11 protein-coding genes are annotated in these 13,550 nt (G+C 34.4%); 8 read left to right on the forward strand and 3 right to left on the reverse strand.

From position 1 onward, the window contains the following. Window positions 1–375 precede the first annotated feature (375 nt). From RCG21_RS16665 to RCG21_RS16695, 7 genes are all read left to right on the forward strand, one after another. Window positions 376–654 (forward strand): hypothetical protein, encoded by a 279-nt coding sequence (locus RCG21_RS16665; RefSeq protein WP_165976445.1) that lies wholly within the window; start codon window positions 376–378, stop codon window positions 652–654. A gap of 1,046 nt (window positions 655–1,700) precedes the next feature. Then, entirely contained in the window at window positions 1,701–1,889 is a 189-nt protein-coding gene (locus RCG21_RS16670; RefSeq protein WP_133340577.1) for an amino acid transporter, read from the forward strand. Window positions 1,890–1,964: 75 nt separating this feature from the next. Then, window positions 1,965–2,432, forward strand: coding sequence for a UPF0158 family protein (locus RCG21_RS16675; RefSeq protein WP_133340579.1), 468 nt, complete (start codon window positions 1,965–1,967; stop codon window positions 2,430–2,432). A 717-nt stretch (window positions 2,433–3,149) separates the two neighbouring features. After that, entirely contained in the window at window positions 3,150–3,980 is an 831-nt protein-coding gene (locus RCG21_RS16680; RefSeq protein ID WP_133340581.1) for an alpha/beta hydrolase, read from the forward strand. A gap of 157 nt (window positions 3,981–4,137) precedes the next feature. Further along, a complete protein-coding gene (locus RCG21_RS16685; protein ID WP_133340583.1) occupies window positions 4,138–5,325 on the forward strand; it encodes an ATP-grasp domain-containing protein in 1,188 nt (395 codons plus the stop codon). Window positions 5,326–5,342: 17 nt separating this feature from the next. Beyond that, on the forward strand, window positions 5,343–6,080 hold the full coding sequence (locus tag RCG21_RS16690; protein WP_308913418.1) for an esterase family protein: 738 nt from the start codon (window positions 5,343–5,345) through the stop codon (window positions 6,078–6,080). An 844-nt stretch (window positions 6,081–6,924) separates the two neighbouring features. Next, complete coding sequence (locus RCG21_RS16695) at window positions 6,925–7,296, forward strand: DUF4430 domain-containing protein (RefSeq protein WP_133340325.1); 372 nt, start codon at window positions 6,925–6,927, stop codon at window positions 7,294–7,296. Between the two features lie 642 nt (window positions 7,297–7,938). Here RCG21_RS16695 and RCG21_RS16700 read toward each other — a convergent pair. Continuing rightward, on the reverse strand, window positions 7,939–9,189 hold the full coding sequence (locus RCG21_RS16700) for an AraC family transcriptional regulator (RefSeq protein ID WP_133340323.1): 1,251 nt from the start codon (window positions 9,187–9,189) through the stop codon (window positions 7,939–7,941). Window positions 9,190–9,346: 157 nt separating this feature from the next. On the opposite strand from RCG21_RS16700, the gene RCG21_RS16705 reads away from it, so the two are divergent. Next, window positions 9,347–10,105, forward strand: a complete 759-nt coding sequence (locus tag RCG21_RS16705) for an SDR family NAD(P)-dependent oxidoreductase (RefSeq protein WP_133340321.1) — start codon at window positions 9,347–9,349, stop codon at window positions 10,103–10,105. Window positions 10,106–10,748: 643 nt separating this feature from the next. On the opposite strand, the gene RCG21_RS16710 is transcribed toward RCG21_RS16705, so the two are convergent. Together RCG21_RS16710 and RCG21_RS16715 are read right to left on the reverse strand one after the other, a co-directional pair. Beyond that, window positions 10,749–12,695: an FtsX-like permease family protein gene (locus RCG21_RS16710; protein ID WP_308913419.1), complete on the reverse strand. Its 1,947-nt coding sequence runs from the start codon at window positions 12,693–12,695 to the stop codon at window positions 10,749–10,751. Further along, complete coding sequence (locus RCG21_RS16715; protein WP_133340317.1) at window positions 12,685–13,449, reverse strand: ABC transporter ATP-binding protein; 765 nt, start codon at window positions 13,447–13,449, stop codon at window positions 12,685–12,687. The genes RCG21_RS16710 and RCG21_RS16715 overlap by 11 nt, the downstream gene beginning before the upstream one ends. Window positions 13,450–13,550: the final 101 nt, after the last annotated feature.

Genomic DNA, 13,550 nt, shown 5'->3' on the forward strand with positions numbered 1-13,550 from the left:
TTTCATTTATCTTAATTAATCTCTTGCTTTTTTTCTCCACCAACGCAATTGCTTCTTGCAATTTTTCGTCTCTCAGCTTATAGAATTCTTTAATCAGTTCAACATTTTTACCTTCAAGAAACCACTTGTATGTGTGAAATGTGGAACAAAACATAATGTTACTAAGATGAACAGAATTTTAGTTGGACTTTTGTTTTTAATAGTGGCATCCATTTTTTATCAAACTAATTTTCATTATTATTTATCGACAACAATTTTTTTGTTGCCGTTTATGTTAGCTTTCCTTATTTCGCAAAATATGTAGCTGTTCAAAATCATAAATAAATTTTTCTTATTCAGCTATCGGGTGCAAGAGTTCAAGTTCCAGGTGCCATTTTGGCGGCTTTTCTTATTGTGCTAAAGTGGCAGGTTAATTTAAGAAAAACAAAATATATGTCACTCGTTTTACCGTTTTATGGTAATGTTGAAGTAGTTAATTTATATCGGGGTGACAAAGTTATGGGGATTATTTTAACTTTATTTTACGGCTTTATTGGTTTAGTTGTCTTATTTCTAATAATTGCATATGCAGTTAGTGCTGGCATTGATAATTCTAAGCAAGTTAAGGCTTTAAGATCCGAACTTAAAGAAATAAAAAAACAACTTAATAATTAATGGAAAATACTTTGTGTTTTTATTAAAGTGATTAGAGTTGAAAACGGTGATCGCTACGGCGGTCTTTTTTCTTGTTGTACTAACGGAGCAGGTTAGTATAATAATTAAGCAATTTGTATGTGATTAATATTATGCATAAAAAAAAGCGTCATATTGACGCATCAATGCTATAAAAATCGGACTACTCTAAATTATGAATTATGATAAAAACCTGATAGTGACAAATGCGGTAATTATTCAAAAGGTGAAATAACAAGAGTGGGTAAGTATAAATTAATCCCTAACTTTTCTTGTTCCACTAACGGGGCAGTTGAAGAAGAAATTTATAATTATGGTAAGATTTAGATATAGGAAGAATTATGTATTTAAAATATAGAATTATATTTAGAATGCGGGGGAGTTTCACAATGTATGCTATATTTGATTATTTCGTTCATCGATTAACACCTTTTATAGCAATTATTAATACCGTTTCCTTAGTATATATCGCTGTTTTATTAAGAAAGCTTGTCAATAAGAAGTAAATAATCTAAAAGCTTGTTCAGCTAACGGGTGCTTGAGTTGAACAAAAGGGTCGCACTGCGGCTCTTTTTCTTTTTGCACTAACGTGGAAGGTTAGTAAAAGAAGGATTGGAAATTTTGTAATTGTGTTATTGTTATATTATTAAAACTCATTAGGTTTTTGGAGGATAAGTTTTTGAAACACTTTTTACGTTTCTTTTTAGTTTTCTTAGTTTTTTTTATTAGTAATTTGGTTGTAAACATACTCTTTAAACATAATTGGAATGTTGATACAGCCTTTTCTGTCGCTTTTGGTACCTCTTTGGGAATCGCAATTGTTTATTATTATATAACTAAGAAATTGAAGAAAAAGTAATCTTTGCAAAGTTCCTTCTTAAACTAACGGATGCAATACTAAAGATCCAGCTGCCAATTCAGGCGGCTTTTTTATTGTGGTAACGGGGCAGGTTAGTTCAGGAAAATAATACAAAAAATCCCAATGTAGGGGACTAAATAATGTTATTATTTAGTAAAGGGGTGGTTGTATGAAAGATGAGAATAAACCATTTAATGATGCAATAGAACATTTTAACGAGATTGAAGGAAATGCTGGTAACCCTTCTAATGCTAAGATAAACAAGTTACCAAAACCATTAAAATACTTTGGATGCTTTATGATTGGTTTCATTTCATTATCCATTCTGTTAATGATTATATTAAATTTACTAAATTAACTAATACTGACTGGTGGCTTTTTTTTATGCAGCTAACGGGTGCATTAGTAAAAAATATAAAAAGGTGATCAAATAATGAGTATACAAGTTAAACTAAAAGATATAATTGAGGAAATGGAAATACAGTTTGAAGAGTCACGTTCATTACTGAATATTAAAACGGGAGAATTTGTGTTAGTAACATCGGAGGATCTGAGAGCTGCTGAAGACGAAAAACCATTTGATCATTTACCTGAATGGGAACAAGAAAATAGAATAATTGCAATTGATGTGGTTGAAAATTTTGAAAATTATTTAGAGTTACCTACTCAATATGAAGTGAATGAATATGAAATTATGGAAAACTTTTGTTTAACAGTAAGTGATCAATGGAAGAAGGAATCCTTATTAATGGCAATTAAGGGAAAGGGTGCCTTTAGAAGGTTTAAGGATAAAATAATTGATTTTGAAATAGAAGATGAATGGTATTCATACCGGGGCGAGTGTTTTAAACAAATTGCTATTGAATGGTGTCAGGAAAATAAAATAAATTTTATTGAATAGAATTGACAGGGGTGTTTACTTAACCAAGCGGTAATCACCTTTTCTTATTTAAGTAAAGGGGCAGGTTAGCGAAAGAAGGATTGTTGGTAAACAATGAAGAAGATTTATACATAATCTATTATGCAAAAGGAGCAAAGGAGAATGAACAAAGCCTTAAGATTTAAAACTTTTGTTTCTAATTATGTACCTGTCCACTAACGTAGTTTAAAATCTGGCTAACCTTATATTACGAACGGGTGCAAGAGTAAAAGATTGGGTTGCTACCGCAGCTTTTTTTGTTCCACTAACGGAGGCAGGTTTGTTGAAGAAGGAATCTAATTTATTTACGTTGAATTAATTACAAATTGCATTTACAGACCGAGGTGGTAACTGCTGGGCAAGAACAAATATGTAGGCAGTTGGTCAGAATCAAAGTTTATTGAGATTGATTTAGAGTTAAATAAAGAAATTTAGATGAATTATTGTTGGGTGTAGTAAATAGCAGTAACAAATTTTCACATCAACATATTTGTAATTGGTGTGATAAATATTATATGAAATATATGGATGATTTTAATTTTTATAACAGCGAGGTATATAAAGTTATTGAAGATATATCTGCCCAGTTGGATTTATATTTATCAAACACTTATTCATTAGAAGAACTTCAGCAGTTGGATTTTTCTCAAGTAGAACTTCCAATATTTAATGTAATATCAAAGGAACGAGGAAGGTAAAATGAATCAATCCTATTTTCATTTAAAACTAGAAACACATCAATTACATATGTCTTATAAAAATGAAAAACGTCGCGTGCGTGTTTTATTGCCGAAAAATTATGATAAAGATGAAGCTAAAAATTTTCCAGTTGTCTATATGCATGATGGACAAAATGTTTTCTACAGTAGTGAAGCTTATAGCGGGTATTCATGGAAAGTTATTCCTGCAATTAAACTAAACCCCGATTTACCGAAGATGATTGTTGTTGGGATAGATAACGCTGAACAAGATCGAATTAATGAATATACGCCTTGGAAAATTACAGAAAGCCCACTTCCTGAAGATAATGAACTAGGCGGAAGAGGCGTGGAGTTTGCTAAGTTTGTCATGAAAGTCGTGAAGCCGTTTATCGATAAGCATTACCGAACTAAATCGGATAAATATCATACAGCGATGATTGGCAGTTCACTTGGAGGAAATATTTCGGCTTTTATGGGTATTGAATATAAAGATCAAATTGGTGGTTTAGGCATTTTTTCTTTAGCCAATTGGATTACAAGTAAAGCCTTTGACAGTTATATTGCTAGAGAAGAGTTGGATCCTGAACAACGCGTGTACATTCAAGTTGGGACTCAGGAAGGCGATGATGCCGATCGACAATTGATGTATGGTAATATGAAGCAGGCATATATCGATTGCTCGCTTAAGTATTATAAACAACTGATAAAAGGCTCTGTTCCAATTGATAGCATTCGTTTAAATATTTTTGCGGATGAAGAACATGATGAAAAAGCTTGGGCAAAACACCTGCCAGAATGTTTACGTTTCTTAAGTGAGAAGTGGTCTTGAATAAACTGAATAATTATATTTGACTGAATTAGATCATGGGAGGAATCTATCACTTTTTTTGAATATTTTTGGAAGCTTAGATTGATTTTAAATTGAAATAATTGTACCTTAGTTGTGAAAATAATGAATTTTTTGATATTGAGAAAGGAGCTTTTTTATGAATTATATTTTGATATCACCATATTATCCAGGTAATTTTCAGGCATTTGCTCATCGTTTAAAAGACGCAGGTGTCAATGTTTTAGGAATTGGCGAAGAGCCATATGACCTATTAAGTTCCGAATTACAAAACGCTTTAACAGAATATTATCGTGTGAATAATTTAGAAGATGTAGATGAAGTGAAACGTGCTGTTGCATTTTTATTTTATAAACATGGTCCAATTGAGCGCATTGAATCCAATAACGAATACTGGTTAGAACTTGATGCGCAGTTGCGTGAGCAATTTAACGTGTACGGCAATAAAACGAATGACTTGAAAAAAGTTAAATATAAATCTGAAATGAAGAAGCTGTTTAAAAAAGCAGATGTGCCTGTTGTAGATGGAAGAATCGTTAAAACTAAAAAGGAGTTATCTAAAGCCATTGATGAATTAGGACTGCCAGTTATCGCTAAACCGGATAATGGAGTTGGATCAGCTGCAACCTTTAAATTAAGTTCAGAAGAGGCTGTACGTCATTTTGAAGAAGAATGGGGAGAAGCACAAGTGTACTTCTTAGAACCATATGTCGAAGGAGGCGTGCTTTGTACATTTGATGGTTTAGTGGATCAGAAAGGGAACATTGTTTTCCAAACAAGCTTTACATATAATGTGCCAACTCTGGAACTCGTTAAGGGTCAGTTGGATTTAGCTTATGTGATTCAAAAAGAAATTGATCCAAAGCTCGAAACTTATGGAAAGGCGATTGTGGAAGTTTTTGGCATGAAAGAACGCTTTTTCCATATTGAGTTTTTTAAATTAGAAGATGGGGATTATGTTGCACTTGAATATAATAACCGCTTGGCTGGCGGCTTCACGATTGATATGTACAATTTCGCGTACTCCATTGATTTATTTTCTCAGTATGCTTCTCTTGTGACAGGAGGAGAATTTAAGGAGTCCGATGCCGAAAACCAGTTTTGTGTCGGTGTAACACAGCGTGATGCGTATGAGTATAAACATGATACGAATGCTATTTATGAACGATTTGGCGACTGTGTGAAGTTCGAACAGCGCATGCCAGATGCGTTTGCGGAACTCCAAGGAAATCAATTTTATGCGATTAATGCAGATTCGCAGGAAGAAGTCGATGACATTATCCGTTTTGTACATGAACGAAAAAATTGCAGCATTGTAAACGTATAGGGATAGGAGATTTTTCTATGCATATAGAACATTTAAACCATTGGAGTGGCGAATTAGGACGTGAAATGCTGTTGAACAGATATGGACACAGTGGCATGCCAATCTTAGTTTTTCCTTCATCTGGAGGGACGCATTTTGAATACTATGATTTTGGAATGATTGATGTGTGTCATGACTTTATTGAATCCGGAAAAGTTCAGTTTTTTACATTGGCTAGTATAGATAGCGAAAGTTGGCTACACGACTCAAAACCGGCGCATGACCGTGCATTAGCTCATGAAGCATATGACCGTTATGTGATTTCAGAAGCTATTCCATTTATTAAATATAAAACAGGTTGGTTTGATCCAATGATGACAACGGGGTGTAGTATGGGGGCATATCATGCGTTGAACTTTTTCTTGAGACATCCGGATGTCTTCCAAACAACCGTTGCACTTAGCGGTGTTTACGATGTGCGTTTCTTTTTTGGGGATTACGGAAATGATCCTCTTGTATACGAAAATTCACCGAGTGATTACATATGGAATCAAAATGACGGCTGGTTTATTGATCGATATCGTTCAGCAGATATCATTATTTGTACCGGGCTGGGTGATTGGGAACAGGATGGGCTGCCTTCATACTCTACATTAAAAGAGGCCTTTGAACAAAAACAAATTCCAGCATGGTTTGATGAGTGGGGCGAAGATGTTTCGCATGATTGGGTTTGGTGGCGATGCCAAATGCCGTATTATTTAGGAAAATTACTTTAATAAAATGTTAAAAAGCATCAGTATTGAGTCGCTGGGTTTTTTTGACAGGGGATTTTTTGATTTTTAGGTAATAAATAATTGATGTCGTATTAAAAGTAGCAAAAAAGTGGTAATAAACACTTAAATGTGGCGAAAAAAACGCAATAAAATAACAATATACTGCCGTCGTTAAAAGAAACCCATAATAATATATTATGGACAATATTCTCACTAAACATATAAAACCATTTAATATAAAAATAGACACATTCGGTGTCTATTCAGGAGACAAAAACCCCACTATTCATAAGTGAGGAACTTTAATTACTTTTTTAGGGCTACTCTACTTAGGTAGCTCTTTTTATATTTTGAAAGTAAGATTGTGAAGAAATGTACTTACACTAACGGGTGCTTATGTTAAAGAGGGGGTTGCTGCGGCAATCACTTTTTTTATAGTGGTGACGTTGCAGTTTAGCTGAAGTAAAATATGCTAAAATGAAAACAAATTGAAAAGGAAATCCAGCAAACCATAAATGAAGTATATAAAGGAAAAACAACTATCTTAGTACACACAGATTATCGGCTATAACCTATGTTGATAAAATCGTAGAGGAAGAATCGTAGAAGTAGGAAACCACGAAACTCTATTATCAAATCCGAATGGGCACTATACTGAATTGTGGAATAAACAAGATCCCTTTCATAATAAATTTTAACTGCATATTACCGGAAACCCGTTCTGTTATAGTTAATTCTATTTATATTTGAAATTACACCTAACAACTTGTTAGGTGTTTTTATATGCAAATAACACTCATTATTAAATGACATTAGGAAAAAATAAGAAAAAATGAGGAGGATATATATGTTCAAACTTGCTTTTGCACTCCCCTTTTTGTTTGCTTTATGGCTTGCAAATCCAGCATATGCAGTCGAAGTAAATAGCATTATTCAGATTATTGATCAAAACAATAAAGTTATAGTAAAGAAAAATATAACATTTGAAGAGGGGGACAATATTTACGACATAACCAAAAACAACTTTGATGTAGCGGAAACAAACGGTATGATTACAGGAATCAATGGATTGGTTGAAAAACCTACAGAAAACATCCATTGGGCTGCATTTATTGATGGTGAGTTTGTTGAAATTTCACCAGGCGAAGTAGGCCTTTACGCAAATGATATTTTAACTTGGGCGTTAAGGGATTACGATAAACAAGAAATAATGAAATAAAAAGAAATGTTCATCACGGAGGTTATTTAATTCGCCTCTTTAGCAAATAAGAGTTGAAGAGCCAGCTGCCAATCTCGGCAGCTTTTTTTGTGTGTGCTAGGCATGGCAACTATCTAGGTGGTGAAAGTCCACTGTGGGGGTGCACATCGACTAACCACCAAGGAAGCGCAAGGTACTTATCGTGAGGTAAGGGCCGGAGAAAGCGTGGAATAAAATCTTGGATTGACGATAATTATCACACGTTTGGATTAATCCTAGCAAAATCAATGAAAACCGGAACATTCTCCATGAAAACGAAAACAATAGAAATAAAAACGTATATAATTTGATTCTTCTGAATTCCCCTCTATTTTTCTCCTGTTTTTAAGTTAATAGCTTAAGTTGAAAATAAACTATCTACTCAATTAGTAATAATAGGGAAACATGGTGAAAGAAAAAATCCTTAATAGACGATGATTTATTAGAAATATTAACTTTGTATCATTTGATTAACCAAAGCCTAATTACTCGTTGTATTAAGTAATTAGGGTTTTTATATCAATTTCCCATATTCATAATAATCTATAATAAGGATGATTATTACGCGGATTTTCACCAACAGGACCATTCGGATCATACGATTAAATTTTCATTTATATATAATTATGTTGATGTATTCTTAGAAGAATGATTATTTCTAAACTGCCTAGGGGTTAACCCTATGTATTTTTTAAAGATTTTTATAAAATAACTTTGATCGTTAAAATTTAGCCATGTGCCAATGTCTGAAATCGGATAATTTGTTAAAATTAATAGCTTTTTTGCTTCGTCAACTCGTTGCTGTTGAATATATTCACTTATTGTGATTCCAACTTCTTTTTTAAATAGTGATGATAAGTAGTTTGGACTTAAATGACACATTTGTGCAAGGTGATCTAGTGTGATTTCGCCGTAAAGATTATTATAAATATAATGTTTACAAGCGGTTACTGTTGCAGTGTATTTTTCATCATTTAATTGGTGAACACGATTGGTAAAATCTATAATAGCTTCTTCCATTAATTTTAATATTTCTTTTAACCTTCCTAATTCCTCTAGTTGTTGAATATAGAAGTCACTTAAAGTAAAGGCTGTTTCATCGTTTAATCCGCCCTCAATAGCAGCTCTGCAAACAAGGGCAACTCCTGTTATCATTAAATTTTTTTCACTCCTTAAGCGGCTCCGTTTAGATAACAATCCTAATTCTGCCTCCCCGATAATTGAGTAATTAATGACATCATGAATTTTATCTATTCGTCCGTTTTTGACATAATCAAGCAAAACACGTTCATATGAAAGATTTGAATGAAAAATGAAATTCCTTCTCCCTTTCGAAAGCTCAAGGTCTGGATCCTCTGTTTCAATGATTACGGGTGCTATCGCTTTATTATTTTGGATGACAAAACTTTTATCCAACTTTTTATGATAAATCAAATAATAAACCAATAAACTAATTGTTAGAAGTTGTTGATTGTCTATAATGGGAATGGATTGATAATATTCAATGAGATTCCTCTTATTCTCGTTTCTTTTAAAATTATCTATCATTTTGGTTATATTTTCTTCTGATATTTCTGAGATAATAGAAGGTCCAACAATAATGGATCCTAAAAAAAGGTTTGTTTTTTTTAGATTGACAAAGAAAAAGTTTAAATTTGAATTAGAAAAGAAGATAGGAAAATCATTGGGATCATCTTCATACGTATAGATGCTGATTTGCTCCTTCAACGGAGCATAATACGGATTTTTCCGTAGGGCACTTCGCGAAAATTCGTATTCGAATTCACCAAATTGGTTGACATAATAGACGGGTATTTGATGAATTTCGTAAATAAGCTGACAAATATATTGCAAATCTTTTTTGGATATTTCCATCTATTTCATATACTCCATTCAATTTTATTGAAATAGGTTACACTTTTTATTATTACATTAAAAAAATACTATTATCCGTAGAATATTACAATTAATACAAAAATAGAAGCTTTAGAATAGGTGATGCTGGGGAGACATAAATAAGGAGGAATTGAACATGGAATTAACAAATAAAATTGCGGTGATCACTGGGGCAGGAAGCGGAATTGGAAGAGCAAGCAGTCTGAAACTTGCTGCTGAGGGTGCGAAAGTTGTCTTAGTTGATTTTAATAAAGAAACTGGGGAAGAAACATTACAACTTATTAAGGCACAAGGCGGAGAAGGGATCTTCGTATCTGCGGATGTATCGAAAAGTGAAGATGTACAAAACTATGTAAATAAAGCCGTAGAAACATATGGGCGTATTGATATATTTTTCAATAATGCGGGTGTTATTCAAAAGTTTGCACCTTTTACAACAGTAGAAGAATCCGAATTTGACCGTATTATGGCAATCAATGTAAAAGGAGTCTTCCTTGGATTGAAATATGTATTAAAAGTAATGGACGAGCAAGGAAGCGGGTCCGTTATTAATACTGCTTCTACTGCAGGAATTCGCCCTGAACATAGTGTGGCTGTATATTCTGCAAGCAAACATGCGGTTATTGGTTTAACCAAAGGTGCTGCGCTAGAATATGTGAAAAAAGGAATTCGTATTAATGCACTTTGCCCAGGCGGTGTACAAACTGCATTAACAGCTAGTGTTGCTGATCAGTTTGAAAAAGGCGGTTATGTTCCAGAAGAGATATCTAATATGAGAATGGGCCGTTATGCAAATCCGAAAGAACTCGCTGAAATGGTTGCTTTCTTAGCATCGGATAAAGCAAGCTATATGACAGGTTCAATTGCACTTGTCGATGGTGGTTTAACTTTATAGGCTATAGAAGAACATCAAGTAGCTAAAGGGCTATAGACAATGCTTTATCTATGGCCCTTTGTTTTAGATAGTGCATTTTTGCAAAATGCCATCCAATACAAAGAGTTAGCGTTAAATGGCACAGTCTCCTTGCTTTTTTTATTTTTAGGAAAAGAGGAATAAATATGAGTTTACTGGAAGCTAGAAATTTAACACATAGTTTTATAGACAAAAATGTATATGATCAAGCAAGTTTTGTTTTAGAAATATGGGTATTGGCGTTCTACTAATATATATTAATTAAAAGAGAGGGTATTCTGTACATTTTTGTTTAGAAAAAAGAGTATCATATTACTTTCATACTTTTTCTAATGGATTTGATATGTAAATTGGGATTATCATTTTATATGAATATGTTCTTTTCATAATTAAAATATATATTGTTTTGTTCTTTCGATTTTTTCAAAAAGGGACAATACTTTTACTATTTCTTTTCAATAACTCCATGCTCTTCTAACAAATCTTTAAAATAGCCTGTGTTAAAAGCAATGTTGATGATGTTTTAATATTGATTGGAGCCGAAATCAACATACAAGTTTAACTTAGCCTTACAAAAAATAAAACAAAGGCTCCAGCATCTACAACCATACTAGAGCCTTTCACGTTATAGGGCTTCTTTAATAACCTTCTTGTAATATTGAACAGACAGCATTCCGAAGATAGAGTACAATGTGGCATATACAATCATGACTACAATCATCGGTGTCCACAGTTCCGTCCCAAAGAGGAACCAGCCAGATTTGACTGCAAAGTAACTGTGTGATAAGCCGATTACTAAAGGAATCCCAAAACTAAACAGCTGCTTCCCGCGAATGCCTTTCACCAAATCCCCCGAGGTAAACCCGAGTTTCCTTAAGATTGTGTAGCTAGGCATTTCCTCTTCACCTTCGCCCATTTGTTTAAAATACAAAATACAGCCAGAGGTAATCAGGAATGTTAATCCCAAAAAGCTGACGATAAACATGATCAGTCCCATATTTTGTTTCTGATAGTTGCTCATTTCCAACCGAGAATCCATCGAGTAGTCCTCATTCCCAAACATTTCTTTGAACAGATCATTCGCCTTTGTAACATGCTCCTCATCCTTCAACGTAATCCCAATAAATAAAGAGGATTCCTTTTGGATGGTAGGGTCAAGATTATTTTTTAAGTGTTTGAAGACAGAGTCGTTGACAACCGCCACAGGGAAGCCACCGCCAGTAAAATATTTTGAAACAATAAATTCTTTTGCTAAGCCTTTATACTGTAAAGAAATGTCCTCGTTTTGTCCATGCAATTTGATTTGCCCTGAATCTTTTAGTGACATAAATGATTGCAGCAAATCATTATAACCGGTAAAGATCGTTTCCTCTGGTGACAGATCCATGTCTATCAAAGCCTTGTCACTGACGACTGGGAGAGGCACGCTGCTTTGCTTAATGGTTAATTCCTGCAATCCGTTTTCCATAATGGTCGATAGGTCAGCATTTACTTGAATGACTTCGGCTCTTTTTTCATTAAATGGCAGATGATTATCTTCTAATGCCTTTTTAAATTGTTCGGCATCCTTCGTTTTGGTGAAGGCAAAATCGGCAGCCACATTATTTTTAGCCATTTTTTCAGCAGAGTAGTAAGAAATATAACTTAATGACAAAAGTCCAATGGCCAAAGCGGAAACAGTAGTGATAATTGTTAATAATAAGGCGTTTGATTTCATCCGGAACATAATGGAAGAGAGTGATAAGACCTCGTTAATGTTTAAATACCCATCTTTCTTTTTCCGGATCAAATGGAATATAAAACTGACGGAGCCTTTGTAAAACAGATAGGTTCCGATGATGACAGAACCAAGAATTCCAATCATCGCCATGAATAATTCATTCATCGTGGTAAAATCGCCGCCAAATAATTTTGAAGAAACGTAATAGCCAACCGCTATCAGAATCATACCAATGATTCCGATCAGAATTTCCCAAATCGATAATTTCTTTACTTTTTGTTCGGTCGACGAGGTAATCCTAAATAAAGCCAAAATGGACTGTTTTTTTATGAATATATAATTCATCAACATTATCAACAAATAAATGGTGACGAACACAATCAGAGTTTGCACAAAAGCCTTGGTTGAAAATCGTAAAACGGCGTCCGCATCCACTTGCGTGACTTTCAACAGAATCATCATGATAAATCGGGAAAATGAAAAGCCAAGGAATATTCCTATTACCATGGAGCCGAAATATAGAAAAAAGTTCTCAGTGCTCAGGAGGTGGAATATTCGGCTTTTGGTCATCCCAATGAGTTGAAACAGGCCGATTTCCTTGCTGCGCCTCTTAATGAAGATTGTATTCGCGTACAGCAGAAAGATCGCCACAATGGCGACAAGTAGAACGGATGCTGCCCGAATGGAAGCGCCACCCTTAATGGAGCCCTTTGTCGCGTCCATCGCCGGGTCATATTGCAAAGTGACAAAGGCAAAATACAAGGCAACACTAAAGACTAGGGCAAACACATATAGATAGTAGTTTTTTAGATTCTTTTTCAGATTACGGATAATCAAATGATTAATGCTCATTCTGGGTGACCCCTCCCAATACACCTTGTGTTTTCATGATGTCTTTAAAAAATGCTTGGCGTGATTGATCACCCTTATTCAGTTGGGTGTATATTTGACCATCCTTAATAAAAATGACTCGACTGCTATAGCTGGCAGCCACAGGATCGTGCGTTACCATTACAATCGTGGCGCCGCTGCTGATGTTTAACTGGTTCAGTTTATTTAATAAATCGGAGGCTGACCTGGAATCGAGTGCCCCTGTTGGTTCATCTGCAAAAATAATGCTCGGGTTATGAATAAATGCCCGTGCTGCCGAGGTGCGCTGCTTCTGGCCACCTGATATTTCATTAGGATATTTATTGCCGATTTCGTTAATCCCTAGCTGTGATGCCAATTCGTTGAACCTTCGGTCTGCCTCTTGTTTGGAGGCATTGGAAATGGACAAAGGCAATAAGATATTTTCTTTAACCGTCAAGGTATCCAGCAAGTTGTATTCCTGAAAAATAAAGCCTAAATGGTGCTTGCGGAACTCGGCAAGCTGTTTTTCCTTCATACGGGTGATTTCTTTTCCCTGTATCTTAATTATCCCACTGCTCACCCTATCAATTGAAGAAAGGACATTTAGCAGGGTTGTCTTACCTGACCCCGATGCACCCATGATACTCACGAATTCACCTTTTACAATTTTTAAGTCCAATCCTGTCAATACTTCCTGCTTATTAAACTTGTTACCGTAATTTTTTTGAATATTAGTAGCTTCAAGTATTTGCATAACGACACACTCCTTTATTATCCGATAGCTTCATTATAGTAAGCTTAGGTCTGCCGTTCCTTCGATTGGACGAACAAAACAACAAAAGCATATGACATTTT

The organism is Bacillus salipaludis (assembly GCF_030938565.1).
GTDB lineage: Bacteria > Bacillota > Bacilli > Bacillales > Cytobacillaceae > Neobacillus > Neobacillus salipaludis_A.